Below are 25,505 nucleotides of genomic sequence, written 5' to 3'. Positions count from 1 at the left end.
CCCCGGCACCGATTCGCGCGTCAGTGGAGTCCTACGCCGTCAAAGGAGCCCTGCACCAAGCAAGCCTTGCGGCAAGATGCGGGCAAACGATCACGAATTGACCATCTACCGTCAATGTGATCCCATCGACGCAACCGGGCCCTGGCCATCCCCGCTGCGCGCAGACGCCGGGGCGCCTGGCAAGGCCGGCGGCCGCCAACCAGGCGCGGCGGCGGGCGGCACGTCCGCGCCGCGGCGCCAGCCAACGGGAAGCCATCATGTTCAAGTCCTCATCGCTGCGCTCCACCCTGCTGCTGGCCGGAGGCATCCTGCTGACGGTGATCGTGCTGATCACTTCCGAAACCGGCAACCAGCGGCTGCGCGACGGCTATACCCAGGTGATCCGCTCGCAGCAGGTGCAGCGCGACATCAGCACGCTGCTCGGTGAACTGGTCAATGCCGAGGCGGGCCAGCGCGGCTACCTGCTGACCGGCAAGGAAGGCTATCTCGACCCCTACTATCGCGCCCTGCCGCACATCACCCAGCTGATGGCGCAGATCCGCGCTCACTATGCCGACGACCCCGAGGCGCTCAAGCAGTTCGGCGAGACCTCGCAACTGATCGGCCGCAAGCTCAACGAGATGGACCTCACCCTGGTCTATGGCAAGCGTGACGTCAGCGTGGCGCTGGACCTGATCCGCACCGACTTCGGCAAGCAGACCATGGACAATGCGCGGCGCGGGCTGGAGAAGCTGCTGGCGCGCGAGGCCGCCTCGGTCTCGCACAGCCTCGAGGGCGCGGACCGCGACCTCGGCATGGCGCGCCTGGGCGTCGGCCTGCTGACCGCCACCAATATCGTGCTGCTGGTGGTATTGGGCTTGCGTCATGCGCGCCGGCTGGCGGCGGCCGAGGCCGAGCGCAGCGAGCTGGAAGTGGAAAGCGCGCGCCTGGAGCACATGGTGCGCGCGCGCACGCGACAGCTCTCGGCGCTGGCGACCCACCTTCAGCGCGTGACCGAAGACGAAAAGACGCGCCTGGCGCGCGAATTGCACGATGAACTCGGCGCCATCCTCACCGCCATCAAGCTCGACCTGCACTGGGTGCGCCAGCGCACCCGCGAGGCGGTGCCGGAAGTCCAGGAAAAGCTCGGGCGCGTGATGCTGCACGTGGACCAGGGCATCCAGATCAAGCGTCGCCTGATCGAGGACCTGCGGCCCACCATCCTGCTCAACCTGGGATTGAAGGAGGCCATCGGACAACTGGCCGAGGAAGTCGGCACGCGCAACCAATGGCAGACCCGGGTGGATATTCCCGACGACCTGCCGGCGCTGCGCGAAGAGGCCGCCATCGCGCTGTTCCGCATCGTGCAGGAATCATTGACCAATGCCAGTAAGTATGCGCACGCCCGCCACGTGGAAATCGCCATGCACCGGCACGGCGAACTGCTGACACTGGTCGTGCGCGACGATGGGCGCGGCCTGCCGGAAGACTTCGAAGCGCGCCGCACCGCCGGCCACCATGGCATGCTCGGCATGGAACAGCGCGTGGCGGCACTGGGCGGCAACCTGCGCGTGGAGTCGCCGCCGGGTGCCGGGGTCTGCGTCCGGCTGGAGGTGCCGCTGACCGATGCCGTCGTGGCTCCCCCCGAGACCGAGGAGGCCGGGGAAAGCGAAGACGAGGGCCAACGCGAGGGGCAGGGCGATGTCGGCACCGCGGGCAACGCCGGCCGGAACACCGGAGCGCCGTGACGGGCGCCGACGCGTACCGGCATGCGGGCCCGCACCGACGCACCCGGTGGCATCAAGGCATCAAGACATCAAGGCATCACATCTTCTGCTTCACATCGTGGGCGGCATCCTCCATCTTCTCGCCGCCGCGCTGGATATCCTTGCCCGCTCCCGCCATGGTGTTGCAGCCGGTCAGCACGACCACGCCCGCCAGGGCAAACCAAGCCAGTACTTTTCTCATGGTCCCTCCTTGCTGTGATGCGGCGGCTCCTGCCGCCGTCCTGGATACGACTGCCCGATGCGGCGCCGCGGCCGGTCAGGATGGGTCGCCGGCAGCCCGGCTGCCGGCGTATTCCTCGATGACGCGAAACACTTCTTCCATTTCGAGCGATTTGTCGAAGAAATAGTCCGCGCCCGCGTCGGCACACTGGCGCCGGTAGGCCGGCACCTGCGCGTGGTTGGTGTAGACGATGCGGATGCCAGGCGCGCGCGCGCGCTGCATGGCGCGCAGCACATTGACACCGTTGCCCTGGCGCAGCTGCAGGTCGATGATCGCCACCTGATAGCCGCCGGCGGCGAACATGCTGATGCCGAGATGTTCCGTGTCGGCCCAGTCCACCCGTTCGACATAGGGCATCGCCTGCAGATATTCGAGCAACATCTCCCTGATCATCGCCGAGTCCTCGATCAGCAGGACGCGCAGCGGCGGGAAGGCGGGAACTGTGGCTCGATCAGGCATGGTTGGATGATAGGCAGGGATGCGGCGGGTCACTATCGGCGCGCGTCCTACATGGCGGACGAGGCGTGCCGGGGGCCGCGCCGGCTACTCCACCAGGCCGTTCTTGATCGCGTAGTAGGTCAGGTCGGCATTGGTCTTCATGCCCATCTTCTCGAGGATGCGCGAGCGATAAGTGCTGACCGTCTTCACGCTCAGGAACAGCTCGTCGGCGATCACCGACACGGTCTGCCCGCGCGACAGCTTGCAGAAGATCTGGAACTCGCGCTCGGACAGCGACTGGTGCATCGACTGCTCGGTCGGCTTGCCGAGGCCGCCGATCAGCAGCTCGGCCACTGCGGCACTGACGTAGCGCCGGCCCTGTACCACGGTGCGGATGGCCTTGACCAGTTCGTCCGCGGCGCTCTCCTTGGTCAGGTAGCCGGAGGCGCCGACGCGGATCAGGTTGATCGCGTACTGGTCTTCCGGGTAGGTCGACAGGATCAGCACCGGCAGGTCGGCAAAACGCTGGCGCAGCAGCTTGAGCACGTCGATGCCGTTGCGCTGCGGCATGGAGATGTCGAGCACGACGACATCGAACTCGGCATTGCGCAGCAGGGCCATCACTTCATCGCCGCTGCCGGCCTCGCCGGTCACCTGGATGTCGGGCTCATCGGCAATGAACTGGCGCAGCCCGGCGCGCACGATCTCGTGATCGTCGGCGATCAGGACGCGGATCATGGTTGCCTCCGTCTGATGTGGTTGCCCCCTGGCCCGCGAGGCGGCGCGACGGCGAAGCGACTCGGCCCTCGCCCGGGGGCAAACTGCATTGTAGTGCGGCTGCCGGCGCGGCTCTGTCGGTGTCAGGCTGACACGAGGCGTGCCCGCCGCGCGGCAGGTCCGCCAGCAAGAAAAAAGGGACGGCGCTGCCGTCCCTTTTTTCTCCCACCTCGCGCGCGGCGCCTGCCGGCGCCGGCACGATACACGGGCGGCGCGCGCCCGCCGGCTTACTGCAGCTTGGTGCCGGCATCGACCTTGGCGTCGCCCAGGGCTTCGCTCTTGGCCTCGGCCTTGGCACCGGCCTTCGCTTCGTGTGCCTTGTGCGTCTTCGCATGCTTGGCCTTGGCGGCCGGCTTCGCCTGAGCAGCCTCGGGCGCCTGCGCGGCCTGGCCCTGCTGGTCGGCGGCGGCGGCCACGGCGGGCTTGGCCGCCGCGTTCAGGCCGGCCTCGGCCTGGGCGCCGGCGCCCTGGGCCATGGCCAGCGAGGTGGCGGCAGCGATCGACAGGGCGGACAGGGAGAGCAGCAGCTTTTTCATCGGAAGACTCCTTTCGGTCTACACCGCGGGAGAGATTCGCCGCGGCTTGCTTGGAAACGAGCCCTCAGTCTAGGGACGCGCCGGGCGGCGGTCTGTGAGCAGTTGTAATGCTGTGTAAGGAGTGGTGAGGGGCCCGTGCGCATGGCGCACCCGCCGCTTCGCGCGTTTTCCCCGCGCATTCAAGGGGCTGCGCGTGCCGACGGCGCCGCACGGCCCCTTGCATGCGGTTACAGGTTGGGCGCGAGCGCGCGCTCGAGCACAGCGCGTTCCTCGCCGCGCCGCGCCACCATGTCGTCGAGCTGGTCCTGGCCGATCTTGCCCACTGAGAAGTAGGTCGACTCCGGATGCGCGAGGTAGAAGCCGCTGACCGACGCCGCCGGCGTCATCGCCAGCGCCTCGGTCAGGCCCATGCCGATGTCGCCGGCATCGAGCAGCGAGAACATCGGGCCCTTGACGGTGTGCTCCGGGCAGGCCGGATAGCCCGGAGCCGGACGGATGCCGCGGTAGGACTCGGCGATCAACTGCTCGTTGCTCAAGGTTTCCTGCGCGGCATAGCCCCACAGGTCGCGGCGCACGCGCTCGTGCAGGCATTCGGCGAAGGCTTCGGCGAAGCGGTCGGCCAGTGCCTTGAGCATGATGGCGCTGTAGTCGTCGTGGTCGGCCTCGAACTGCGCCTCCTTCTTGTCCACGCCGATGCCGGCGGTGACGGCGAACAGGCCGATGTAGTCGGCGATGCCGCTGGACTTGGGCGCGACGAAGTCGGCCAGGCAGCGGTTGGGGCGGCGCACGCCGTCCACCACCGGACGCTCGCTCTGCTGGCGCAGGTTGTGCCAGGTCAGCGCGACCTGGCTGCGGCTCTCGTCGGTATAGATCTCGATATCGTCGTCGTTGACCGTGTTGGCCGGCAGCAGCGCGATCACGCCGTTGGCGCTCAGCCAGCGGCCCTGGATCAGGCGCGCCAGCATGGCCTTGCCGTCCGAGTACACGCGCCGCGCCGACTCGCCGACGATCTCGTCGTTGAGGATATCGGGGAAACGGCCGGCCAGGTCCCAGGTCTGGAAGAAGGGGCCCCAGTCGATATAGTTGGCCAGCTCGGCCAGGTCGTAGTTGCGGAACACGCGCCGGCCCACGAACTTGGGCTTGGGCGGCACGTAGGCGCTCCAGTCGAGCGGAGTCTTGTTGGCGCGCGCCTCGGCCAGCGTCACCATCGGCGTGGCCTTCTTGTTGGCGTGCTGGGCGCGGATGCGGTCGTAGTCGGACTTCAGCTCGTCGAGGTACCTGGCAGCCCCCTCGTCGGACAGCAGGCTGGAGGCCACGCTGACCGAGCGCGAGGCATCCGGCACGTAGACCACCGGCCCTTCGTAGTTGGGCGCGATCTTGACCGCGGTGTGCACGCGCGAGGTGGTGGCGCCGCCGATCAGCAGCGGGATCTTCTTCAGGCGGAAGTAGTCGTCGCGCTGCATCTCCGCGGCAACATAGGCCATCTCCTCCAGCGAGGGCGTGATCAGGCCCGACAGGCCGACGATGTCCGCGCCCTCGGCCTTGGCCTTGGCCAGGATCTCGTTGCACGGGACCATCACGCCCATGTTGACCACTTCGAAGTTGTTGCACTGGAGCACCACCGACACGATGTTCTTGCCGATGTCGTGCACGTCGCCCTTGACGGTGGCGATGACGATCTTGCCGCGTGCCCTGACGTCGCCGCCGGCCTCGGCCAGCAGGCGCTTCTCTTCCTCGATGAAGGGCAGCAGGTGAGCCACCGCCTGCTTCATCACGCGCGCGCTCTTGACCACCTGCGGCAGGAACATCTTGCCGGCGCCGAACAGGTCGCCGACGACGTTCATGCCGTCCATCAGCGGGCCCTCGATCACCTCGATCGGGCGGCCGCCGCGCGCGGCGATCTGCTGGCGCGCTTCCTCGGTGTCCTCGACGATGAAGGTGGTGATGCCGTGCACCAGCGCGTGCGCGAGACGCTCGGCCACGGCCACCGGCGCTTCCGGCGTGCCGCGCCAGGCCAGGTTCTCTTCCTTGCGGGCGCCGCCGCCCTTGAAGCGGTCGGCGATCTCCAGCAGGCGGTCGGTGGCGTCCTCGCGGCGGTTCAGCACCACATCTTCCACACGCTCGCGCAGCTCGGCATCGAGCTGGTCATAGACGCCGAGCTGGCCGGCGTTGACGATGCCCATGTCCATGCCGGCGGCGATGGCGTGGTAGAGGAAGACCGTGTGGATCGCTTCGCGCACGGCGTCGTTGCCGCGGAAGGAGAACGACACGTTGGACACGCCGCCGCTGACCTTCGCGTAGGGCAGGTTCTGCTTGATCCAGCGCGTGGCCTCGATGAAGTCCACCGCGTAGTTGTTGTGTTCCTCGATGCCGGTGGCGACCGCGAAGATGTTCGGGTCGAAGATGATGTCCTCGGGCGGGAAGCCGACCTCGTTGACCAGGATGTCGTAGCTGCGCTTGCAGATCTCGGTCTTGCGCGCGAAGGTGTCGGCCTGGCCCTGCTCGTCGAAGGCCATCACCACCGAGGCGGCGCCATAGCGGCGGATCAGCGCCGCATGGTGGCGGAACTGCTCCTCGCCCTCCTTCAGCGAAATCGAGTTCACCACCGCCTTGCCCTGCACGCACTGCAGCCCGGCTTCGATCACCTCCCACTTGGAGGAGTCGATCATGATGGGCACGCGCGCGATATCGGGCTCGGAGGCGATCAGGTTCAGGAAGCGCACCATCGCCGCCTTGGAGTCGAGCATGGCCTCGTCCATGTTGATGTCGATGACCTGGGCGCCGTTCTCGACCTGCTGGCGGGCCACGGCCAGCGCCTCGTCGAACTGGCCGTTCAGGATCATGCGGGCGAAGGCCTTGGAACCGGTCACGTTGGTGCGTTCGCCGACGTTGACGAACAGCGTGCCCTCGTCGATCGTGAAGGGCTCGAGGCCCGAGAGGCGCATCGGGCGCGGCGGCAGCTTGGCGGTGGTCATAGCGTTGTCTTGGAATGCGGGAGGCGCGGGCGGCCTGGTGGATTCGGGATGCGCGGGACGGGCGTCGCAGCGACGCTCAGGCAGCGTCGCGCTGGTCGGCGTCGCGGTACTGGCCGGGCCAGGCGCGCGGCGCCCTGCCGGCCACGCGCTGCGCGATGGCGGCGATGTGCTCGGGCGTGGTGCCGCAGCAGCCGCCCACCAGGTTGACCAGGCCGGACGCGGCGAACTCGTCGACCAGGGCCGAAGTGACGTCGGGCGTCTCGTCGAAGCCGGTGTCGCTCATCGGGTTGGGCAGGCCGGCGTTCGGGTAGCACGAGACGGCCGTATCGCACACCTTGGCCAGCTCGGCGATATAGGGACGCATCAGCGTGGCGCCGAGCGCGCAGTTCAGCCCGAAGGTGATCGGCCGCGCGTGGCGCAGGCTGTTCCAGAATGCCTCCACGGTCTGGCCGGACAGGATGCGGCCGGAGGCATCGGTCACCGTGCCGGAGATCATCACCGGCACGCGCTCGCCGCTGTCCTCGAACAGCTGGTCGATGGCGAACAACGCCGCCTTGGCGTTCAGGGTGTCGAAAATGGTCTCGACCAGGAACACGTCGGCGCCGCCCTCCAGCAGGGCCTTGCCCTGTTCGTAGTAGGACGCGCGCAGCTCCTCGAAAGTGACATTGCGCGCACCCGGATCATTGACGTCGGGCGAGATGCTGGCGGTCTTGGGCGTCGGGCCGAAGGCACCGGCGACAAAGCGCGGCTTGTCCGGCGTGCTGTACTTGTCGCAGGCCGCGCGCGCCAGGCGTGCCGCCTCGACGTTCATCTCGTAGGCCAGCTCGGCCATCTTGTAGTCTTCCTGCGCCACCCGGGTCGCGCCGAAGGTATTGGTCTCGATCAGGTCGGCGCCCGCCGCCAGGTATTGCTCGTGGATCTCGCTGATCACCTGCGGGCGCGTCAGCAGCAGCAGTTCGTTGTTGCCCTTGACGTCGACCGCATGGTCGGCGAAGCGCTCGCCGCGGTACTCGGCCTCGCCCAGCTTGTAGCGCTGGATCATGGTGCCCATGGCGCCGTCCAGGATCAGGATGCGCTCGCGCAGCAGGCGGGGCAGGTCGGCGGCCCGGGTATAGGCGCGCGTGCTGGCGGCACGGTCGGCGGGACGGGCGGCGGAAGGAGAGGGGGCGCTCATGCGGGACTCGTGGCGGGAAGACTGACGGAAAGAGTCGATTTTATCAGTCCCGTCAAGGCCTTGCGGGCCGCCGCCGCGGGTGCGCCGGTTGCCGGCGCGGGCGTCGCGGGCCTACACTGCAATGTGTCGCGCACATCATTCCGGAAACCATGCAACACCTCAGCCCCGCGGACGCCCAGTCCCTGCTGGCGGGCAACCCCGACGCCCTGTTCATCGACTGCCGCAGCGAGATGGAATACCTGTTCGTGGGCCACCCCACGGGCGCCCACAACGTGCCCTGGAACGACGGCCCGGACTGGGAGGTCAACCCGCATTTCGTGCAGGCGGTGAAGAAACTGGCCGGCCACGTGTCGGCCCGCCCGGTGCTGCTGATCTGCCGCAGCGGCAACCGCTCGACGGCCGCGGCGCGCGCGCTGGAGGGCGCCGGCTTCGCCAGCGTCTATAACGTGCTGCACGGCTTCGAGGGCGACCTCGACACCCAGCGCCACCGCAACACGATCAACGGCTGGCGCCACGACGGCCTGCCCTGGGAACAGTACTGAGCAGCATGCCCCGGCAGCGCGGGGCGAGACAGCCGGGCCATCGTCGCCCAGCAAAAAGCCCGCGGCAGGCCGCGGGCTTTTTGCTTCCCCGGGGACAGGCAGCGGCCGCGTCCCCGGCTGCGCGATGCCGGATCAGTGCATGACCAGCGGATGGGTCATCACGGTATCGAACTTGGCGAGAAAATCGTCCACCTCTTCCACCGACGGCTCGCTCTCGATCAGACGTTTCACGTCGGCGCGGAAATGCTCGGCCAGAGAGCCGCCGAGAAAGATCTCGCGTTTCAGGTTCTTGTCGACGATCTCGTAGCCGCCCGAGGCGAGAGGCGCATGCTCGACGTCCGCACCAAACTCGACAACACAATAGTTGTCGCTGTTGTAGATCATTTGCATGGCATACCTCCTGGCGTCTTGTGGGCGGAAGGGGTTCACTGCTGCCGCCAGCGCGAGCCTGGCTACCTTCCGCGATTTCTTCTCCTAACTGGGGATGCCCGCCGGCAATTCAAGTCCAGGGGGCCGGCGCCCTCGCGATCGTTCCATCGCATCCCTCATGCATTGGGCAACGGCGCCGCGTGCAAGTTCTTGAATGCCGCCTCGAAACGCGCGCCGGGTCACGGAATGTCGCATTGCGCGCCGCAGGCGGAATGGCCGAGAAATGCGTCCAGCAGCGCATGAAAGCGCTCGGCGCGCTCGATCGGCGCCAAGTGCGCGGCCTGCGGCAGCACTTCGAGCCGGGCGCCGGGAATCGCCGCGGCCATGGCCCGCGCGCCAGGCAGCGGCGAACCGGCATCCTGGTCACCCACCACCACCAGCGCCGGACATTGGATGCGATGGATGGCGCTCGCCATGTCGAAGGCCAGGATGGCCAGCGCGGCGCCGACGTAGCCGTGCACCGGCGTGTCCAGGATCATGGCCCGGATGCGCTCGCTCTCCTCGGGCTGCGCGGCGCGGAACTCCGGCGTCAGCCAGCGCGCCAGCGTCGCCTCGACCAGGCCCGCCATGCCATGCGCCTCGGCCTGGCCGATGCGCTCGTGCCACATCGGGTGTGCCTCCAGCGGCGTGCGGTCGACCGTGTCGGCCAGCGTCAGCGAGAGCAGGCGCTCCGGATGGCGCACCCCCATCACCTGGCCGATCATGCCGCCCAGGGAAATGCCGACGTAGTGCGCCTGCGGGATCTGGAGGGCATCCATCGCGGCGGCGACATCATCGGCAAGACGCAGCATCGAATAGGCGCCGATCGGCGCGCTGCTGCCGCCGTGGCCGCGCAGGTCGAGGCGCGCCACGCGATAACGCGGCGCCAGGTGGCGGGCGGCAGCGTCCCACAAGGTATGGTTGGCGCCCAGGGCATGGACCATCACGACCCAGGGACCGTCGCTGCCATCGACGCGGACCTGCAACTCGATGTCGTCGACCGGCACGCGGCGCAGCGGCTGGACAGTGGATTCGGCGCTCATGGCAAACCTCCTTGGCATCGATGAATCACGGCGGACGGGCGGCGCCGGAAAACGCGCTGCGGACTCAGGCGCCGCCGGCGGCAGCCTCGCTGCCGCGGTAGATCAGGTCGATCTGTGTGCCGTCCGGCTCGGTCTGGCGCAGCTGGACCGGCATCCAGCCGAGCGGCTCGGCCAGCCAGATCTCGACGCGGCGGCGGTCGTCGGCCCGGCGCGGCAGGCGCACGAAGTGCTTGGCGCGCAGGAAACCCTGGCCGGTTTCGACTTCCTCCTCGCCCACATACTGTACCTGCATCGGCTCGATGTCGCGGGTATCCGCCACCTGGAAGCGCTCGGTGACGCCCGGCACGGCATAGCGCCGGGGATTGCCTCGCACCAGGCCGACCATCTGCAGGAACACGCTGAAGCGGTCCTGCGCACCGGCCGGCAGCGGCACCTGCCGATTGCCGGGGATGAAGGTCACGGTGCCGGCGGCGGGGTCGAACTGCGCGGTTTCCACACGGCCGCGCCGGCTCTCCTCGTAGCGCTGCGGCACCAGTCCGGCCGGCCCCAGCGCCCCGGCGCTGTGGAAAGCGAAACGGAACCACAGCACGCGCGTCTCCACCGCGAGCTGGTAGCGGCCGCCGTCCTGCTGCCAGCGGATCAGGCCGTCCGGGTTGCGCACGCCATTGACATAGCTGGCGTAGTGCAGCGTGACCGGGGGCGGCACGACGTAGTGCACCGCAGGGGCCGGCGCTGGCGCCGGCGGTGCCGGGGGGGTGGGCTCGGCGGCCTCGGTAGCGGCCGGCGCGGTGCCGCTGGTGCCCCCGGCGCTGGCCGTCTCGGTCTCACCCGCGGGCACCGTGGCCACGGGCGGCGCGGGCGCCGCCTCGGGCGCCTGGCGCGGCACCGGTGCCGGACGCGGCGCCGGCCTGGGCGCGGGCCGGGGGGCAGGCCGCGCGGGCTGCTGCTGGGGCTGCGGCGGCTGCGGCGGCGCGGGCGGCGGCAGCAGGATGGCCTCGAGTGCCGGCACGTCGGTCGCGGGCAATGGAACCAGCGGCCCTGGTATGTGGACCAGGCCGAGCAGCACCAGCGCGTGCGCGGCCAGCACCAGCACGAGCACCGCCACCCAGCGCAGCCGGCGCCGGGGGAAACCGTCAGGAGTGGCCGTCTTGCCCGGCCCGGGCGTCTGCGCCAAGGTAGCCAAGTTCCGAGGAAAGCTGGCTGGCGATCGCGCGCACGCGGCGATCGACCGCCCCGCCCCAGTCGGCGTCGAACACGCTTTGCGCGCCCAGCGCGATCAGGGCCATGGCGACATGGCCGTTGGCGTCGAACACCGGCATCGAAAAGGCATTGATGCCCGGCAGCACGCCACCGCGGGTCAGCGCCGCGCCGTGCTCGCGCACCTCGCTGCAGATCGCCTCGTAGGCAGCCATCGTGCGCGGCATGTCGGGGATATCGTCCTGCCCGCGCGCGGCCAGTTCCCGTTCGACCAGCGGCAGCGTCTGTTGTTTCGGCAGGAAGGCGCCGAACAGGCGCCCGGTGGCCGAGTTGAGCATGGGCATCACATCGCCCAGGCGCAGGCTGACCGTGACCGGATGGCTGGACTCCTCCCAGTGCACGATGGTCGGCCCGTGATTGCCCCAGACCGCGATGCCGACGGTCAGGTCGGTGTCATCGCGCAGCTGGGACAGGATGGGGCGCGCCTTCTTGACCGGGTCGAGCCGGTTCAGCCCGGCCAGCCCCAGCTGCAGGGCGAAGGGCCCGAGGTCGTAGCGCCCGCTGACCGGATCCTGCGCCACCAGGCCGAGGCGCTGGAAACTGACCAGGTAGCGGTGGGCCTTGGCGGGGTTCATGTCGGCGGCGGCGGCGAGGTCGCGCAGCATCATGGCGCGCGGCGACAAGGCCAGGGCCTGCAGCAGCTTGAACCCGACCTCGATGGACTGGATGCCGGAACGCAGCTTGGAGTCGTCGTCTTCGATTTCACTCATGCGCGCGAGAGTAGCAGAAGAGGAAGAGGAGCCGGCCGCATCGGGGTGCGGCCGGCGCCAGGTCGCCGGCCGGCCGGGGCGGGTCGTCAGAGCAGAGCGGCTTGGCATCCACATCGAATTTACTATAGCGAAACCGATTTACCAATTTTTAAGTCGCCGGTAGACTTTCCCACCACAAGAACGGCTCCCGGCTGCCGCGCCACGCGGCGGCACCGGACGATGCCCCAACCCTCCCTGGAGACAACCGATGACGCGCACGCGCCACCCCTGGCCTTTGTCCGCTTTCCTTCCCTTGCTGTCCCTTCCGTTGCTGTCGCGGCGCCTGGCCGCACCGGCCGCGCTGGCCTTGGGCGCGCTCGCGCTGGGCCTGCCGGGCGCGGCCAGCGCCGCCGGCGACAACTGGCCCGGCCAGCCGCTGCGCTGGATCGTGCCCTACCCCGCCGGCGGCGGCACCGACGTGGTGGCACGCGCGCTGGGCCAGGCCATCAGCCCGGCGCTGGGCCAGCCGGTGGTGGTCGACAACCGCCCGGGCGCGGCCACCATCGTCGGCGCCGATGCCGTCGCCCACAGCAAGCCCGACGGCTACACGCTGCTGACCGCCGACACCGGCACCCTGGCCGCCAACCCGTCGCTGTACAAAAAGCTGCCCTACAGCGCCGACAAGGACTTCGCCCACGTCAGCCTGGTGGCGCGCTTCCCGCTGGTGCTGGTGACCTCGCCCGGCTTCCCCGCGCACACGCTCAAGGACATCGTGGCCTATGCGCAGCAGCATCCCGGCAAGGTCAACTTCGCCTCGCCCGGTGCGGGCTCGCCGCACCACCTGGCCATGGAGCTGTTCATGGACCAGACCCATACGAAGATGACCCACGTGCCGTACAAGGGCGCCGCCCCGGCGGTGCAGGACCTGATGGCCGGCCAGGTCGACCTGATGTTCGTCGACCTCGCCTCGGGGCAGCAGAACGTGCTGGCCGGCAAGCTGCGTCCGGTGGCGGTGGCCACGCCGCGCCGCCTGGGCGTGCTGCCCAATGTGCCGACCGTCGCCGAAAGCGGCGTGGCCGGCACGGCCGACTTCCAGGCCTACGCCTGGCAGGGCGTAGTGGTGCCGGCTGGCACGCCGCGCCCGGTGGTGGCGCGGCTCAATGCCGAGCTGGTCAAGGCGCTGAAGAGCCCCGAGGTGCAGAAGCGCTTCGAGGGCATCGGCGTGGAGCCGGTGTCGAGCACGCCGGAGGAATTCGCCCAGTACGCGCGCAGCGAGGCCGAGCGCTGGGGCAAGCTGATCAAGGCCAAGGGCATCACGGTAGACTAGTCCAGGCGCCGGGACCGCGGTCCCGGCGCCATCCGATCCTCCTCGCCTTGCACTCATGAAACTTGCCACCCTCAAGGACGGGTCCCGCGACGGCCAGCTGGCCGTCGTCTCGCGCGACCTGAAGACTGCCCACTACGCCACCGACATCGCCAGCCGCCTGCAGACCGCGCTCGACGACTGGCAGTTCTACGCGCCGCAGCTGCAGGACCTGTACGACGCCCTCAATGCCGGCCGCGCGCGCCATCCCTTCCCCTTCGAGCCGGCCCACTGCATGGCGCCGCTGCCGCGCGCCTACCAGTGGGCCGACGGCTCCGCCTACGTCAACCACGTGGAGCTGGTGCGCAAGGCGCGCGGCGCGGAGATGCCGCCCGAGTTCTGGACCGACCCGCTGATGTACCAGGGCGGCTCCGACGATTTCCTCGGCCCCGAGGACGACATCGTCTGTGCGAGCGAGGCCTGGGGCATCGACTTCGAGGCCGAGGTCGCGGTCATCACCGGCGACGTGCGCATGGGCGCCACGCCCGAGCAGGCTGCCGAATCGATCCGCCTGCTGGTGCTGGCCAACGACGTTTCGCTGCGCAACCTGATCCCCGCGGAACTGGGCAAGGGCTTCGGCTTCTTCCAGAGCAAGCCCGCCACCGCCTTCTCGCCGGTGGCAGTGACGCCCGACGAACTGGGCGGGGCCTGGCGCGAGCGCAAGGTGCACCGGCCCATGACGGTGTGGTGGAACAGCAAGAAGGTGGGCGCGCCGGACTGCGGCACCGATATGGTGTTCGATTTCGGCCAGCTGATCGCACATATCTGCAAGACGCGCAATGTGCGCGCCGGCAGCATCGTCGGTTCCGGCACCATCTCCAACGTCGACCGCAGCAAGGGCTATTGCTGCATCGCCGAAAAGCGCATGCTCGAGATCATCGACGGCGGCAAGCCGGTCACCGACTTCATGAAGTTCGGCGACGCGGTCAAGATCGAGATGTTCGATGCCGAGGGCGCTTCCATCTTCGGCGCGATCGACCAGGCGGTGGCGCAGGGCTGAGTGCCGGCAGCGCGGCCCCGGTCGGGGCGGGACACGACATGGCGGGATTGCCTATAATTCACCGACCGTTCGGTCGACGAATCCCGCCAGGGGTGCGCGACCGCCACGCCCCGGGCCCCGCCCGGCTCCCCTCACGCTTTCCGCAAGCCCGACCACAGGCCCGCTGACATGACCGCTTCCGCCCCGTCTTCCGCCGACAGCCAGCTGTCGCCCCGCTATGACCGCTACCAGGCGCTGACCCTGCGCCGCCACGGCCCCATCCTCGAGATCGTGATGGGCGCGGCGCAATCGGCCAACCGCAAGCTCGCCACCGCCGACGCCAATATGCACCGCGAGCTGGCCGAGATCTGGCGCGACGTGTCGGCCGACCCGGACATCCGCGTCGCGCTGATCCGCGGCGAGGGCAAAGGCTTCTCGGCGGGCGGCGACCTGTCGCTGGTCGAGGACATGGCCAACGACTTCGATACCCGCACCCGCGTCTGGCACGAGGCGCGCGACCTGGTCTACAACGTCATCAACTGCGACAAGCCGGTGGTCTCGGCCATGCACGGCCCCGCCGTCGGCGCCGGCCTGGTGGCCGGCCTGCTGGCCGACATCTCGATCGCGGCCAGGGACGCGCGCATCGTCGACGGGCACACCCGCCTGGGCGTGGCCGCGGGCGACCATGCGGCCATCGTGTGGCCCCTGCTGTGCGGAATGGCCAAGGCCAAGTACTATCTGATGCTGTGCGAGTCGGTCAGCGGCGAGGAAGCCGAGCGGATCGGCCTGGTATCGCTGGCGGTGGACGAGTCGGAGCTGGTCGAGCGCGCCTTCGAGGTGGCGCGGCGGCTCGCGGCGGGATCGCAGAGCGCGATCCGCTGGACCAAGTACGCGCTCAACAACTGGCTGCGCATGGCCGGCCCCGCCTTCGATACCTCGCTGGCCCTGGAATTCATGGGCTTCGCCGGCCCGGATGTGCACGAAGGCATGGCGAGCCTGCGCGAAAAGCGGCCGCCCGGCTTCAGGTAAGCGGTACACGAGACACTACGATGGCCGCAGCCCGGCGCGGGCTGCGCGCCCCACCAGGAGGGTTAGCGCATGTTCGGACAGATTCCCGATTTCACCAACGGCTTCGAGTTCCTGCGCAAGCTCTGGGGCAACGCCAGCGGCCTGCCCGGCGGCCTGATGCCCGGCCTGCAGGCCATGACGCCGCCGATGGACCTCGACGAGCTCGACAAACGCATCCATGACCTGAAGGCCGTGGAAAGCTGGCTGCAGCTCAACACCAACCTGCTGCGCACCACCATCCAGGGCCTCGAAGTGCAACGCGCGACACTGGTCGCGCTGCAGACCTTCGGCAGCGCGCTGTCGCCCGAAGCCATGCAGAACGCCATGGAAAACGTAGCGCGCGCGGCCACTGCGCCGAGCGCCGCACCGCCCGAGCACGCCAGCCGGGACGAGGCGCCCGTCTTCCGCAGCGCAAGCCGGCCGGAGCCCGCTCCCGAGCCCGACGCCCCGGCGCCTGACAGCGAAGCCGGCGCCCGTCCCGGCACGGCCGGCGCCCATCAGGGCAACGGCGCCGCCCACGGCGAGGCGCCGCCCAACGCCGGCATCTGGTGGGACATGCTGCAGCACCAGTTCAACCAGATCGCCAGCAGCGCCGCGGCCGCCAGCCTGGCGCCGTTCGGCAACCTGGCGGCCTTCGGGACCGCGCCGGCATCCGGCGCGGGCGAGGCGGGCAAGGGGGACGATGGGGCCGGCAAGGCCGCCGGCGACACCGGCAAGGCCAAGCCCGCCGCCAAGGCCACCGGCGGCACCGCCGCGCGCAAGCCGGCGGCCAAGCGCCCGGCCGCCAGGAAAAGCGCCGCCAAGCCTGCCGGCGGCAAGGCCGGAGGCAAGGCCTGACACGCATGGCCAGCCCCCGCCGCAACGGTGCGCCGCGCCTCACGGCCCTGGTGATGATGGGCGGCGGCGCGCGCGCCGCCTACCAGGCCGGCGTGCTGCGGGGACTGGCGCGCATCGCCCGGCGCCACGGGCTCGACCATGTGCGCATTCCTTTCGAGATCATCTGCGGCACCTCGGCAGGCGCCATCAACGGTGCCGGGCTCGCCATCCATGCCCACGACTTCCAGGCGGCCGCCGAACGGCTGGCCGCCCTGTGGCATGGCATCCATGCCGATGACGTCTACCGCACCGACGTGCTGCGCGTGGGCGTGTCGGGCGCCCGCTGGCTGTCCGCGCTGGCGCTGGGCTGGGCCGTGCAGCGCGCCCCGCGCGCCCTGTTCGACAACGCGCCACTGGGCGCCATGCTGGGCGAGCTGTTCGACACCGAGCGGGTCCAGGCCAGCCTCGACGCCGGGTCGCTGCAGGCCTTCGCCGTGACCGCGCTGTCCTATACCACCGGCCGCCACGTCACCTTCTACCAGTCGCACCACCGCATCCATCCCTGGCGGCGCAGCCAGCGCATGGCGGTCGAGGCGCGCATCGGCGTCGACCACCTGCTGGCCTCGTCCTCCATCCCCTTCCTGTTCCCGGCCATGCCGCTGGAGCTGGAAGGGCACCACGAGTGGTTCGGCGACGGCACCATGCGGCAGATGTCGCCGCTGTCGCCGGCCATCCACCTGGGCGCCTCGCGCGTCCTCGCCATCGGCGCGGCTTCGCGGCAGCGGCCGGGCTGGTTCGACACCGTGCCGGCCGGCGGCTATCCCTCGCTCGCGCAGGTCGGCGGACAGGCGCTGGCGAGCATCTTCCTCGACGGCCTGTCGGCCGACCTGGAGCGGCTCCAGCACATCAACAGCCTGCTGGCGCGCATGCCGGAGCTGGCCAGCGACAGCGAGGGCTGGCGCCCCGTGGAAGTGATGACCGTCTCGCCGAGCGAACCGATCGAGGCCATCGCCGCCGAGCATGTGGAGCGGTTGCCGCGCACGGTGCGTGCGCTGCTGACACCGCTCGGCGGCACCGAGGCGCGTGGCGCCGCCTTCGCCAGCTACCTGCTGTTCGAGCCCGAGTTCACTCAGGCGCTGCTGGCCCTGGGCGAGCGTGATGCGGCGGCGCAAGAGGACGAGCTGGCCGCCTTCCTGTATGGCGTGATCCCGACGCCGCACCGGCCGCAGGCCGAGCTGGACCGGGAGCCGCCGGCGCCCGCGCTCGCCTGAGACACCAGCGCCAAGGCAGGCGCCGATTGGGCATCTGCTGCCCGCCGCAAGCGGCGGGGTCGACCCAATTGCCAGGAAAATTCGCAGAAAACCATCAAAACGGTTGCATTCACTCGCTTTCCACCTAAAAAAGGGAATAGAGAATAATTCGCATCTGGTAGAATCTGCCCGTAATTTCAAAGGCTTAACATGCTCTACCCCGAACTGTTCAAATCGCTTGAATCGGTGCGTTGGCACATGGACAAGGACATCCCCTGGGATAGTTTCGACGCCAGCCTGTTGACCGAAGACCAGGCCAAGACCATCCGCATGAACGCCATCACGGAGTGGTCCGCCCTCCCGGCCACGGAGATGTTCCTGCGCGACAACCGGCACGATTCGGACTTTTCGGCATTCATGAGCATCTGGTTCTTCGAGGAACAGAAGCACTCGCTGGTACTGATGGAATACCTGCGCCGCTTCCGCCCCGATCTCGTGCCGACCGAGGAAGAGCTGCACGCGGTGCGCTTCGAGTTCGATCCGGCCCCGCCGCTGGAAACGCTGATGCTGCACTTCTGCGGCGAGATCCGCCTGAACCACTGGTACCGCCGTGCCGCCGAGTGGCACACCGAGCCGGTCATCAAGCATATCTACCGCACGCTGTCGCAGGACGAAGCCCGCCACGGCGGCGCCTACCTGCGCTACATGAAGAAGTACCTGACGCAGTTCGGCGACAGCGCGCGCTCGGCCTTCGCCAAGATCGGCGTGCTGATGGCCTCGGCCCGCCGCACGGAAAAGCCGCTGCACCCGACCAACCTGCACGTCAACAAGTCCCTGTTCCCGCACGACACCATCCAGTCGCGCCTGCCGGACCCGGACTGGCTCGAACGCTGGCTCGACGAGCAGATCCGCTTCGACGAAGGCTGGGAGAAGAAGGTGATCGAGCGCATCCTGCACAATATGTCGCTGCTGATGGAGCGCACCTTCGAAAGCGTGCAGGACCTGAACCGCTACCGCAAGGAACTGAACGCGCGCCTGCAGCCCGCGCAGGCCTGAGCCCGCGCCGGCAGCCAGACAAGCCCCATCCCGCGATGGGGCTTTGTTTTGCCCGGCTTCCACCGGGCCAACGCCTTCCCGCCTTCCGCCATGTCCGCACCCCGTTTCGAATCCAAACTCGTCCCCGCCGATGACACCCAGGCACTGGCCGCGGCCATCGCCGCGCTGCCGCGTCCGCTGGTGTTCACCAATGGCGTCTTCGACATCCTGCACCGCGGCCACGCGACCTATCTGGCGCAGGCCCGCGAACTGGGCGCCAGCCTGGTGGTGGGCGTCAACAGCGACGCCTCGGTGCGCATGCTGGGCAAGGGCGACGACCGGCCGCTCAACCAGGAATCCGACCGCATGGCGCTGCTGGCCGCGCTGGCCTCGGTCGACCTGGTGGCGATGTTCCGCGAGCGTACGCCGGTGGAACTGATCCGCCTGGTGCGCCCCGACGTCTACGTCAAGGGCGGTGACTACGACATCGACACGCTGGAAGAGACCCGCCTGGTACGCAGCTGGGGCGGCCATGCGGTTGCCATCCCCTTCCTGCACGACCGCTCCACCACCAAGCTGGTGGCCAAGGTCCGCCAGGGCCAGTAAGCCGCCGCGCCGGGCCGCCCGCTCAGGCGCAGGCCTGCAGGTCGGCGGCGCCGAAACGGCGCCGGATCGCCTCCAGGCGCATGCGCTGCGCCGCATGCACGTCGCGTACGCGCAGCCACTGCCGGGTCAGCTGGTGCGGCGTGTCGCTGAGCACCGCCGTCCGTACGCCGAGGCCACGCAGGATTTCCAGATAATGCTCGGCGCGTTCCCGCTCGCGGAACAGCCCGAGCGACACCGTGAAGGTTTGCGGCGTTCCCGCCGCCACCACCGACACATCGGTAACGTTGCGCCGGCGCAGTTCGCCCAGCTTGCGCTGCACCTGCTCGCGGCTCGGTTGCGACGGCAGGTGGACCCACCAGCGCACCTGCTCCTGCCGCTCGAAGGCCTCGACACGGCCGGCACCGGCCAGCGCCTGCGACAGCTCGCGCGCGGCATCGCCGCTCAAGCCGCCGATCTCCACGCACGGCAGCGGACGCCCCGCCGCAAGCGGCTGGGCCGGTGCGGCCACCGCCTGGATCGCAGAGGCGGCCAAGGGCGCCGCTGCGGCCGGCCGGGCAGCCGGGTTGGCCGCCGCCGGCGCGACCGGACCTGAAGCGCCTGCCGGCGCGGTCGCGGGCGCGCTCGCCGGTTCGCCGGCCGCGGCCGATGCCGCTTCGGATACCGCTTCGGATGCCGCCGGCAGGAAACGCTCGGCGCGGACCTGCTGGCCGAGCCGCTGCGGCTCGCGCGGGCTCTCCAGCCGGCCGGCCAGCGGCTCGCGGCCGAAGGCACCGAGCGCCGCCGCCAGCAGCAGCGCGTTGAGCAGGCACAGCAGGATCAGCAGCGTCGGGAGCAAGCCTCGGAAGGGCATGGCGCGATCGGGGTCCCGGTGGAACAAGACGGACAGGCGCGGCGCGCCTCAGCGGGCCGCGGGACGATGCCCCGCCATCGTGTGCAGGCCGAGCAGCACCAGATTATCGTGCATCTCGAACGGCATCGACAGCGCGCGCGCCAGCACGTGCCGCGCGCCGCCGGACAGCAGGCAGCGCGTGGGCCCGCGCGCCTGCAGCACGCGCCAGGTGCGTTCGACCGCGCCGGCCTGCGCGGCCAGGCAACCCGCCGCGATGGCATCGTGCGTGTTGTCGGCCCAGGGCGGCGCCGACTCGGCCTCGCTCACCTCCAGCGCCGGCAGCTGCGCGGTATTGCGCGCCAGCGACGACAACATCAGTTCCAGCCCCGGCAGGATCAGCCCGCCCTCGAAGCGCCCGCGCACCGCCTGCGCCGCCGCGCCGACGCTGGCCGGCGCGGCGCTGACCACGTCGAGCGTGGTGGCGGTGCCAGCGGTCACGATCAGCAGCGTGCCATCGGGCTGCCAGCAGCGCGCACCGATACAGCCGACCCAGCGGTCGACGCCGAGCCGCGCCGGCTCGCGGTAGCCGTTGACCAGGCCGTCGTGGCGGGGTTCGGCGCGCACCCAGCGCACACTCGCCGCGGCCCCGAAAGCCGCATCCACCAGGGCGTCGACCTCACCGGCGATGGCCGGGCCGGCCACATTGCTGGCCCATACCTCCGGCGCCGGCCCGGCGCCGGCCAGCGTGCGCCAGCGCCCGGCAAGCTCGGCCAGCGCCGCCGTCTCGCCATGCGCGACCGCGCCGTCCTGCTGCCAGGGCGTGGGCAAGGTGCCGGCGCCGGCGACACTCCAGGCCCACTTGAGGCGGGTGTTGCCGACATCGATCAGCAGGCGCGGCGGCCGGCCCGCGGCCGCCGTGGCGTTGGACGACCGCACGCTCATCCTTGCGCGCCTCCGGCCGGCCGCAGCGACAGCTCGCCGCTGTTGATGCGTTCCAGCCCCGTGGCGGTCTCCAGCAGCAGCTGACCTTCGCCGTCGACACCGCGCGCGATGCCCTCGCACAGCACGCGGCCGTCGTGCAGCAGGCGCACCGGCTGGTCACGGTAGGCATCGCGCGCCGACCAGCGCGGCGCCAGCGGCGCGAAGCCATGGGCGACGAAGGCCTGGCGCATCTCCGCCAGCCGGCCGAGGATGGCAGCCAGCAGGCGGGTCGGGTCGCGCGCGGGATCGAAGGCCGCCATGCGCTCGCTGACGCCCGACAGCTGGCGCCCGAGCGCGGCCTCCATGGCGGCATCGCGCACCAGGTTGAGGCCGATGCCGATCACCGCCCACAGTTGCTGCGGACCCGACGGCACCGATTCGATCAGGATGCCGGCCAGCTTGCGGCCGTCGATCTGCAGGTCGTTCGGCCACTTGAGGCCGACCGCGGCGCCCAGGCCGGCATCGCAGTCCGCCAGCGCTTCGGCCACCGCCAGGCCGACGCCCAGGCTGAGCCCGCTCAACCGGGCCGGCGCCAGCGGCAAGGGCAGCGCCACCGAGAAAGTCATGCCGGCCTGCCCCTGCCACGGACGTCCCTGGCGGCCGCGACCCGCGGTCTGGCGATAGGCCAGGCGCACCATCGCGGTGTCCGACCAGGCCGCCTGGCGGCAGGCCTGGGTCAGGTCGGCGTTGGTCGAGCCGGTCTCCTCGACCAGCGCCACGGCCCAGCCGCGCGCGGCGCCGGCATCGAGCGCGGCGCGCAGGGCGGCGGCATCGATGCGCCAGGCGCCGGAGGCGGCAAGCGTGGCGGCCTCGGTGGCTGTCTTGGCGGGCGGCGCGGCATCGTTCGGGCTGGGGGCTGTCATGGGATGGAGGTGCGGTCGGGCGATCAGGGGGGTCGGGCGGTCGAGCAGTCGGGCAGTCGGGCGGTCCGGTAGCGTGCGCCGCGGACGGGCGCGACGGTCCACCGGACAGACGCGGCGCCCGCTCGCGGCCTGGCGGGCCTGGCGGGCGCCATCCAGCCCGCATTGTAGCCCTGCTGCAGCGCGGCAGCCTGGCCGGCGGCATGGATTAGAATCGGGACTGTCCCATCACATCATGCCTGCCTTGGACAGTCTGATCACGCCTGCCCTCCACATCACGCGACAGGATGGCGCCGCCAGCGTGGAACTGCGCGGCGACTGGACGGCGCTCGCGCTGGCCGAATGCGGACGCGCCGGCGAACTGCGCGAAGCCATGCGCGGCCTCGACGGCGCCGGCGCGCACGGCGCCACGCGCTGGTCGCTGGCCGGCGTCGGCCGCCTCGATCATATCGGCGCCCAGCTGATGTGGCAGGCCTGGGACGGCAAGCTGCCGCTCGGCATCGAGGTCAGCGCCGAACAGCGGCGCGTGTTCGGCCGCATCATGTCGCTGCGCCCCGATGGCTGGAAGAAGCACGTGGTGGAGCGCTTCAACCCGGTCACGCTGCTGGGCGGCTCGACGCTGTCGCTGCTGGCCCAGCTGGTCAGCGGCGTCACCATGGTGGGCCAGTTCACCTTCGACCTGCTGCGCTTCGCGCGCGCGCCGCACCTCGGCCCCTGGCGCGAGATCTCGGCCAATATCTACAGCATCGGCTACAAGGCACTGGGCATCACCGCGCTGGTGGGCTTCCTGATCGGCATCGTGCTGTCCTACCTGTCGGCCAACCAGTTGCGCACCTTCGGCGCCAGCCTGTTCATCGTCAACATCCTCGGCATGGCGGTGATCCGCGAGCTCGGCCCGGTGCTGGCCGCCATCCTGATCGCCGGCCGCTCGGGCTCGGCCATCACGGCGCAGATCGGCGTGATGCGGGTGACCGAGGAACTCGACGCCATGCGCGTGATGGGCATCTCGCACGGCTTCCGGCTGATCATGCCGCGCGTGCTGGCGCTGGCGGTCTCGATGCCGCTGCTGGTGGCCTGGACCGACCTGATGGCGCTGGCCGGCGGCATGCTGGCGGCACACTCCCAGCTAGGCATCAGCGCCGCCTTCTTCCTGCGCACGCTGCCCGACGCGGTACCGGTGGCCAATCTCTGGTTCGGCCTCGGCAAAGGCGTGGTGTTCGGCATGCTGATCGCCCTGGTCGCCTGCCATTTCGGCCTGCGCATCAAACCCAATACGACCAGCCTGGGCACCGGCACCACGGCCTCGGTGGTGACGTCGATCACGGCCGTGATCCTGGCCGACGCCGTCCTCGCCATCCTGTTCAAGGACATCGGCCTATGAGCACCGCCCCCGCCCCGGCCGGCCTGGTCCCGGGCACCGGCGCGGCGCCCGCCCGGCGCCAGGCCATCATCGAGGTACACAAGCTGGTCAAGCGCTTCGGCGACCACGTCGTGCACGACGGGCTCGAGCTGGAGGTCTACCGCGGCGAGCTGCTGTCCATCGTCGGCGGCTCCGGCACCGGCAAGACCGTGCTGCTGCGCCAGATCGTCGGCCTGGAGCGCCCGACCTCGGGCACCATCCGCGTGTTCGGCGAGGACGTGATGACCTTGCCGCCGGCGCGCATGCAGGCGCTGCGCAACCGCTGGGGCCTGCAGTTCCAGCGCGGCGCGCTGTTCTCCGCACTGTCGGTGATCGACAATATCGCGCTGCCGCTGCGTGAACTTCGCACCCTGCCCGACAATCTGATCTGCCAGTCGGCACTGCTCAAGCTGCAGCTGGTCGGACTGTCGGCGCGCGATGCGGACAAGATGCCGGCCGACCTGTCCGGCGGCATGGTCAAGCGCGTGGCGCTGGCGCGCGCGCTCGCGCTGGAGCCGGAGCTGGTCTTCCTCGACGAGCCCACCGCCGGACTGGACCCGATGGGCGCCGACGACTACGTGGCACTGATCCGCGAGCTGCGCGAGGAGCTCGGCCTGACCGTGGTGATGGTCACGCACGACCTCGACACGCTGGTGGCGCTGTCGGACCGCGTGGCCGTGCTGGCCGACCGCAAGGTGCTGGCGGCCGCACCGATCCCGGAGCTGCTGCACATCGACCACCCGTTCATCCGCGAGTACTTCCTCGGTGAACGGGCCCGGCGCGCCCTGACGGCCCTGCCGCCGCCCCACGCGCCCTCTGGAGAAGCATGATGGAAAACAAGTCGAATGCCTTCCTGGCCGGCGTTTTCACGCTGGGCCTGGCCATCCTGGTGGTGTTCGCCATCTTCTGGTTCAGCAGCGACCACACCGTGCGCGTGCCGTACGACCTGGTCACGCGCTCGACCGTCAACGGCCTCGGCCCGCAGGCCGACGTCAAGTACCGCGGCCTGGACGTGGGCAAGGTGGTGTCGATCAAGTTCGATCCCGAAGTGTCGGGCCAGATCATCGTGCGCATCAGTGTCGACCACGACACGCCGATCACCGGCACGACCTACGCCACGCTGGGGCTGCAGGGCGTGACCGGCGTCGCCTACGTGCAACTGGACGACACCGCCGCGCGCACCGGCGCCGGCCCGCAGGCCGGACGCCTGGCCACCTCGGCCAAGGCGGTGGCGCGCATCCCCATGCGGCCCGGCTTCTTCGAGGAGCTGGAGCGGCGCGGCGACTCGCTGCTGAGCCAGCTCGACTCCGTGATGGGCTCGGTCAACAGCATGTTCCAGGCCGACAACCGCCGCGAACTGATGGATGCGATCCGCTCGGTGCACAGCGCCGCCGAGAGTTACTCGCACCTGGCCCGCACCATGGAGCCCGCCGCGCAGCAACTGCCGCAGGTGGCGGAGAACCTCAACGCCACCCTGGCGGCGACCCGCCACCTGGCCGAGCAGCTCGCCAGCCCCAACGGCCAGCTGCTGCGCACGGTCGACAAGGTCGGGCACGATGTGCAGGCGGTCAGCGAATCGCTGCAGTCCGCCGCCGGCGACGTCTCGCAGAACACGCTGCCGCAGGTCGGCGGCCTGGCGCGCGACGCGCGCCAGGCGGTGCGCAGCATCGATCGCGCCGCCAGCCAGTTCAACGACAGCCCGGGCAGCGTGCTGTTCGGCGCACCGGCACCGGCGCCGGGCCCGGGCGAGCCCGGCTTCCGGGCGCCCTGATCCGCCGCCAACCGCCGCCTGCCAACCGCCGCCAGCCACCGACCCGAGGCCCGACATGATGCGCATCCTCCCCTTCCCCGCCGGCAGCCTGCGCCCGGCCACCGGCGCCGCAGCCCTTGCCGCGCTGGCCCTGCTCGGCGGCTGCGCGCTGACGCCCGGCCGCCCCACCATCAGCTACGATCTCGGACCTGCCGCGGGCGCGCCGCCTTCGGCCGCGACGGCAGGCACGGCCCCTGCCGCGCATGCGCTGCCACCGCTGCGCGTGACCCAGACCGACAGCCCCGCCTGGCTCGACAGCAACTCCATCTTCTACCGGCTGCGCTATGCCCAGGTCGAACGCCTGCAGCCCTATGCGACGCAGCGCTGGGTCATGTCGCCGGCGCGCCTGCTCGACGAACGCCTGCGCGAGGCGGTCGCCGCGCGCGGCACGCTGGCCTGGCAGGGCAACACCGGCGCGCCCGCGCTGCACGTCGACCTGATCACCTTCGAGCAGGTCTTCGACGGCGAGAGTGCCAGCCACGGCCTGATCCGCGCGCGCGCCACCGTGTACCGCGAGCGCATGATCGGGCAGAAGACCTTCGTGGTGGAGCAGCCCGCGCCGACGCCGGACGGCGCCGGCGGGGTCAAGGCGCTGGCCGCGGGGTCCGACGCGCTGGTCGGGGCCATGCTCGACTGGGTCGCCACCCTGCCGCTGAACTGAGGACGGCCGGGATGCCGAGGATG

The 25,505-nt window shown here is 70.2% G+C and carries 26 protein-coding genes; 13 read left to right on the top strand and 13 right to left on the bottom strand.

Annotated features, from left to right (window positions below; translation table 11 throughout):
• The first annotated feature begins 257 nt into the window (after window positions 1–257).
• Window positions 258–1,727: a CHASE3 domain-containing protein gene (locus BKK81_RS03150; RefSeq protein ID WP_083383914.1), complete on the top strand. Its 1,470-nt coding sequence runs from the start codon at window positions 258–260 to the stop codon at window positions 1,725–1,727.
• Between the two features lie 76 nt (window positions 1,728–1,803).
• Here the strand turns inward: BKK81_RS03150 and BKK81_RS03145 are convergent, their stop codons facing one another.
• From BKK81_RS03145 to BKK81_RS03120, 6 genes are all read right to left on the bottom strand, one after another.
• A complete protein-coding gene (locus BKK81_RS03145; protein ID WP_071010719.1) occupies window positions 1,804–1,947 on the bottom strand; it encodes an entericidin A/B family lipoprotein in 144 nt (47 codons plus the stop codon).
• Window positions 1,948–2,022: 75 nt separating this feature from the next.
• Window positions 2,023–2,445 (bottom strand): response regulator, encoded by a 423-nt coding sequence (locus BKK81_RS03140; RefSeq protein ID WP_071010718.1) that lies wholly within the window; start codon window positions 2,443–2,445, stop codon window positions 2,023–2,025.
• Between the two features lie 84 nt (window positions 2,446–2,529).
• Complete coding sequence (locus BKK81_RS03135) at window positions 2,530–3,162, bottom strand: response regulator (RefSeq protein WP_071010717.1); 633 nt, start codon at window positions 3,160–3,162, stop codon at window positions 2,530–2,532.
• Window positions 3,163–3,428: 266 nt separating this feature from the next.
• Window positions 3,429–3,737: a hypothetical protein gene (locus BKK81_RS03130; RefSeq protein WP_071010716.1), complete on the bottom strand. Its 309-nt coding sequence runs from the start codon at window positions 3,735–3,737 to the stop codon at window positions 3,429–3,431.
• Window positions 3,738–3,964: 227 nt separating this feature from the next.
• A complete protein-coding gene (metH, locus tag BKK81_RS03125) occupies window positions 3,965–6,712 on the bottom strand; it encodes a methionine synthase (protein ID WP_083383913.1) in 2,748 nt (915 codons plus the stop codon).
• Between the two features lie 76 nt (window positions 6,713–6,788).
• The gene (locus tag BKK81_RS03120; protein WP_071010715.1) at window positions 6,789–7,886 is read right to left on the bottom strand and encodes a homocysteine S-methyltransferase family protein; all 1,098 of its coding nucleotides are present in this window, start codon (window positions 7,884–7,886) and stop codon (window positions 6,789–6,791) included.
• A gap of 149 nt (window positions 7,887–8,035) precedes the next feature.
• Here BKK81_RS03120 and BKK81_RS03115 point away from each other — a divergent pair, with 149 nt between their 5' ends.
• Window positions 8,036–8,428, top strand: coding sequence for a rhodanese-like domain-containing protein (locus BKK81_RS03115; RefSeq protein ID WP_071010714.1), 393 nt, complete (start codon window positions 8,036–8,038; stop codon window positions 8,426–8,428).
• Window positions 8,429–8,560: 132 nt separating this feature from the next.
• On the opposite strand, the gene BKK81_RS03110 is transcribed toward BKK81_RS03115, so the two are convergent.
• From BKK81_RS03110 to BKK81_RS03095, 4 genes are all read right to left on the bottom strand, one after another.
• Complete coding sequence (locus BKK81_RS03110; RefSeq protein WP_071010713.1) at window positions 8,561–8,818, bottom strand: BTH_I0359 family protein; 258 nt, start codon at window positions 8,816–8,818, stop codon at window positions 8,561–8,563.
• Between the two features lie 218 nt (window positions 8,819–9,036).
• The gene (locus BKK81_RS03105) at window positions 9,037–9,879 is read right to left on the bottom strand and encodes an alpha/beta fold hydrolase (RefSeq protein WP_071010712.1); all 843 of its coding nucleotides are present in this window, start codon (window positions 9,877–9,879) and stop codon (window positions 9,037–9,039) included.
• Window positions 9,880–9,943: 64 nt separating this feature from the next.
• Window positions 9,944–11,053, bottom strand: coding sequence for a DUF3108 domain-containing protein (locus BKK81_RS03100; protein ID WP_335582870.1), 1,110 nt, complete (start codon window positions 11,051–11,053; stop codon window positions 9,944–9,946).
• Window positions 11,013–11,846, bottom strand: coding sequence for an IclR family transcriptional regulator (locus BKK81_RS03095; RefSeq protein ID WP_071010710.1), 834 nt, complete (start codon window positions 11,844–11,846; stop codon window positions 11,013–11,015). The genes BKK81_RS03100 and BKK81_RS03095 overlap by 41 nt, the downstream gene beginning before the upstream one ends.
• Window positions 11,847–12,093: 247 nt before the next feature.
• Here BKK81_RS03095 and BKK81_RS03090 point away from each other — a divergent pair, with 247 nt between their 5' ends.
• From BKK81_RS03090 to rfaE2, 7 genes are all read left to right on the top strand, one after another.
• Window positions 12,094–13,152, top strand: coding sequence for a Bug family tripartite tricarboxylate transporter substrate binding protein (locus BKK81_RS03090; RefSeq protein ID WP_083383912.1), 1,059 nt, complete (start codon window positions 12,094–12,096; stop codon window positions 13,150–13,152).
• 55 nt (window positions 13,153–13,207) lie between these two features.
• A complete protein-coding gene (locus tag BKK81_RS03085; RefSeq protein WP_071010709.1) occupies window positions 13,208–14,188 on the top strand; it encodes a fumarylacetoacetate hydrolase family protein in 981 nt (326 codons plus the stop codon).
• Between the two features lie 168 nt (window positions 14,189–14,356).
• The gene (locus BKK81_RS03080) at window positions 14,357–15,196 is read left to right on the top strand and encodes an enoyl-CoA hydratase/isomerase family protein (RefSeq protein WP_071010708.1); all 840 of its coding nucleotides are present in this window, start codon (window positions 14,357–14,359) and stop codon (window positions 15,194–15,196) included.
• A 69-nt stretch (window positions 15,197–15,265) separates the two neighbouring features.
• Complete coding sequence (locus BKK81_RS03075) at window positions 15,266–16,072, top strand: PhaM family polyhydroxyalkanoate granule multifunctional regulatory protein (protein ID WP_071010707.1); 807 nt, start codon at window positions 15,266–15,268, stop codon at window positions 16,070–16,072.
• Window positions 16,073–16,077: 5 nt separating this feature from the next.
• Window positions 16,078–17,322: a patatin-like phospholipase family protein gene (locus BKK81_RS03070; RefSeq protein ID WP_071010706.1), complete on the top strand. Its 1,245-nt coding sequence runs from the start codon at window positions 16,078–16,080 to the stop codon at window positions 17,320–17,322.
• Window positions 17,323–17,511: 189 nt separating this feature from the next.
• On the top strand, window positions 17,512–18,357 hold the full coding sequence (locus tag BKK81_RS03065) for a ferritin (RefSeq protein ID WP_071010705.1): 846 nt from the start codon (window positions 17,512–17,514) through the stop codon (window positions 18,355–18,357).
• A gap of 90 nt (window positions 18,358–18,447) precedes the next feature.
• Window positions 18,448–18,942, top strand: coding sequence for a D-glycero-beta-D-manno-heptose 1-phosphate adenylyltransferase (rfaE2, locus tag BKK81_RS03060; protein ID WP_071015985.1), 495 nt, complete (start codon window positions 18,448–18,450; stop codon window positions 18,940–18,942).
• 22 nt (window positions 18,943–18,964) lie between these two features.
• Here the strand turns inward: rfaE2 and BKK81_RS03055 are convergent, their stop codons facing one another.
• The 3 genes from BKK81_RS03055 to BKK81_RS03045 are packed head-to-tail and all read right to left on the bottom strand — an operon-like array spanning window position 18,965 to window position 21,615.
• Window positions 18,965–19,792 carry a hypothetical protein gene (locus BKK81_RS03055; protein ID WP_071010704.1) on the bottom strand — a complete coding sequence of 276 codons (828 nt, stop codon included), beginning with the start codon at window positions 19,790–19,792 and terminating at the stop codon, window positions 18,965–18,967.
• 48 nt (window positions 19,793–19,840) lie between these two features.
• A complete protein-coding gene (locus BKK81_RS03050) occupies window positions 19,841–20,713 on the bottom strand; it encodes a type III pantothenate kinase (protein WP_071010703.1) in 873 nt (290 codons plus the stop codon).
• A complete protein-coding gene (locus tag BKK81_RS03045) occupies window positions 20,710–21,615 on the bottom strand; it encodes a biotin--[acetyl-CoA-carboxylase] ligase (RefSeq protein ID WP_071010702.1) in 906 nt (301 codons plus the stop codon). Before BKK81_RS03045 ends, BKK81_RS03050 begins: the two co-directional genes overlap by 4 nt.
• A 232-nt stretch (window positions 21,616–21,847) precedes the next feature.
• On the opposite strand from BKK81_RS03045, the gene BKK81_RS03040 reads away from it, so the two are divergent.
• Genes BKK81_RS03040 through BKK81_RS03025 form a run of 4 tightly spaced genes read left to right on the top strand, consistent with a single transcriptional unit; the run spans window position 21,848 to window position 25,482 of the window.
• Complete coding sequence (locus BKK81_RS03040; RefSeq protein WP_083383911.1) at window positions 21,848–22,993, top strand: MlaE family ABC transporter permease; 1,146 nt, start codon at window positions 21,848–21,850, stop codon at window positions 22,991–22,993.
• A complete protein-coding gene (locus tag BKK81_RS03035; RefSeq protein ID WP_071010701.1) occupies window positions 22,990–23,841 on the top strand; it encodes an ABC transporter ATP-binding protein in 852 nt (283 codons plus the stop codon). The genes BKK81_RS03040 and BKK81_RS03035 overlap by 4 nt, the downstream gene beginning before the upstream one ends.
• The gene (locus tag BKK81_RS03030) at window positions 23,838–24,782 is read left to right on the top strand and encodes an MlaD family protein (RefSeq protein WP_071010700.1); all 945 of its coding nucleotides are present in this window, start codon (window positions 23,838–23,840) and stop codon (window positions 24,780–24,782) included. The genes BKK81_RS03035 and BKK81_RS03030 overlap by 4 nt, the downstream gene beginning before the upstream one ends.
• A gap of 55 nt (window positions 24,783–24,837) precedes the next feature.
• Complete coding sequence (locus tag BKK81_RS03025) at window positions 24,838–25,482, top strand: ABC-type transport auxiliary lipoprotein family protein (RefSeq protein ID WP_071010699.1); 645 nt, start codon at window positions 24,838–24,840, stop codon at window positions 25,480–25,482.
• Window positions 25,483–25,505 lie beyond the last annotated feature (23 nt).

The sequence above is a fragment of the Cupriavidus sp. USMAHM13 genome (assembly GCF_001854285.1).
Classification (GTDB): domain Bacteria; phylum Pseudomonadota; class Gammaproteobacteria; order Burkholderiales; family Burkholderiaceae; genus Cupriavidus; species Cupriavidus malaysiensis.
Note: the sequence above shows the minus strand (reverse complement) of the source record. Positions and strands in the feature narration are given on the sequence as shown.

Excerpts from the sequence above, each read along its gene's own strand:
- BKK81_RS03110 (WP_071010713.1), bottom strand. The coding sequence starts at position 8,818 with ATGCAAATGATCTACAACAGCGACAACTATTGTGTTGTCGAGTTTGGT.
- BKK81_RS03035 (WP_071010701.1), top strand. The coding sequence starts at position 22,990 with ATGAGCACCGCCCCCGCCCCGGCCGGCCTGGTCCCGGGCACCGGCGCG.
- BKK81_RS03115 (WP_071010714.1), top strand. The coding sequence starts at position 8,036 with ATGCAACACCTCAGCCCCGCGGACGCCCAGTCCCTGCTGGCGGGCAAC.
- BKK81_RS03065 (WP_071010705.1), top strand. The coding sequence starts at position 17,512 with ATGCTCTACCCCGAACTGTTCAAATCGCTTGAATCGGTGCGTTGGCAC.
- BKK81_RS03130 (WP_071010716.1), bottom strand. The coding sequence starts at position 3,737 with ATGAAAAAGCTGCTGCTCTCCCTGTCCGCCCTGTCGATCGCTGCCGCC.
- BKK81_RS03050 (WP_071010703.1), bottom strand. The coding sequence starts at position 20,713 with ATGAGCGTGCGGTCGTCCAACGCCACGGCGGCCGCGGGCCGGCCGCCG.
- BKK81_RS03135 (WP_071010717.1), bottom strand. The coding sequence starts at position 3,162 with ATGATCCGCGTCCTGATCGCCGACGATCACGAGATCGTGCGCGCCGGG.
- BKK81_RS03075 (WP_071010707.1), top strand. The coding sequence starts at position 15,266 with ATGTTCGGACAGATTCCCGATTTCACCAACGGCTTCGAGTTCCTGCGC.
- BKK81_RS03030 (WP_071010700.1), top strand. The coding sequence starts at position 23,838 with ATGATGGAAAACAAGTCGAATGCCTTCCTGGCCGGCGTTTTCACGCTG.
- BKK81_RS03025 (WP_071010699.1), top strand. The coding sequence starts at position 24,838 with ATGATGCGCATCCTCCCCTTCCCCGCCGGCAGCCTGCGCCCGGCCACC.
- BKK81_RS03150 (WP_083383914.1), top strand. The coding sequence starts at position 258 with ATGTTCAAGTCCTCATCGCTGCGCTCCACCCTGCTGCTGGCCGGAGGC.
- BKK81_RS03070 (WP_071010706.1), top strand. The coding sequence starts at position 16,078 with ATGGCCAGCCCCCGCCGCAACGGTGCGCCGCGCCTCACGGCCCTGGTG.
- metH (WP_083383913.1), bottom strand. The coding sequence starts at position 6,712 with ATGACCACCGCCAAGCTGCCGCCGCGCCCGATGCGCCTCTCGGGCCTC.
- BKK81_RS03145 (WP_071010719.1), bottom strand. The coding sequence starts at position 1,947 with ATGAGAAAAGTACTGGCTTGGTTTGCCCTGGCGGGCGTGGTCGTGCTG.
- BKK81_RS03105 (WP_071010712.1), bottom strand. The coding sequence starts at position 9,879 with ATGAGCGCCGAATCCACTGTCCAGCCGCTGCGCCGCGTGCCGGTCGAC.
- BKK81_RS03055 (WP_071010704.1), bottom strand. The coding sequence starts at position 19,792 with ATGCCCTTCCGAGGCTTGCTCCCGACGCTGCTGATCCTGCTGTGCCTG.
- BKK81_RS03090 (WP_083383912.1), top strand. The coding sequence starts at position 12,094 with ATGACGCGCACGCGCCACCCCTGGCCTTTGTCCGCTTTCCTTCCCTTG.
- BKK81_RS03095 (WP_071010710.1), bottom strand. The coding sequence starts at position 11,846 with ATGAGTGAAATCGAAGACGACGACTCCAAGCTGCGTTCCGGCATCCAG.
- BKK81_RS03080 (WP_071010708.1), top strand. The coding sequence starts at position 14,357 with ATGACCGCTTCCGCCCCGTCTTCCGCCGACAGCCAGCTGTCGCCCCGC.
- BKK81_RS03045 (WP_071010702.1), bottom strand. The coding sequence starts at position 21,615 with ATGACAGCCCCCAGCCCGAACGATGCCGCGCCGCCCGCCAAGACAGCC.
- BKK81_RS03085 (WP_071010709.1), top strand. The coding sequence starts at position 13,208 with ATGAAACTTGCCACCCTCAAGGACGGGTCCCGCGACGGCCAGCTGGCC.
- rfaE2 (WP_071015985.1), top strand. The coding sequence starts at position 18,448 with ATGTCCGCACCCCGTTTCGAATCCAAACTCGTCCCCGCCGATGACACC.
- BKK81_RS03120 (WP_071010715.1), bottom strand. The coding sequence starts at position 7,886 with ATGAGCGCCCCCTCTCCTTCCGCCGCCCGTCCCGCCGACCGTGCCGCC.
- BKK81_RS03040 (WP_083383911.1), top strand. The coding sequence starts at position 21,848 with ATGCCTGCCTTGGACAGTCTGATCACGCCTGCCCTCCACATCACGCGA.
- BKK81_RS03140 (WP_071010718.1), bottom strand. The coding sequence starts at position 2,445 with ATGCCTGATCGAGCCACAGTTCCCGCCTTCCCGCCGCTGCGCGTCCTG.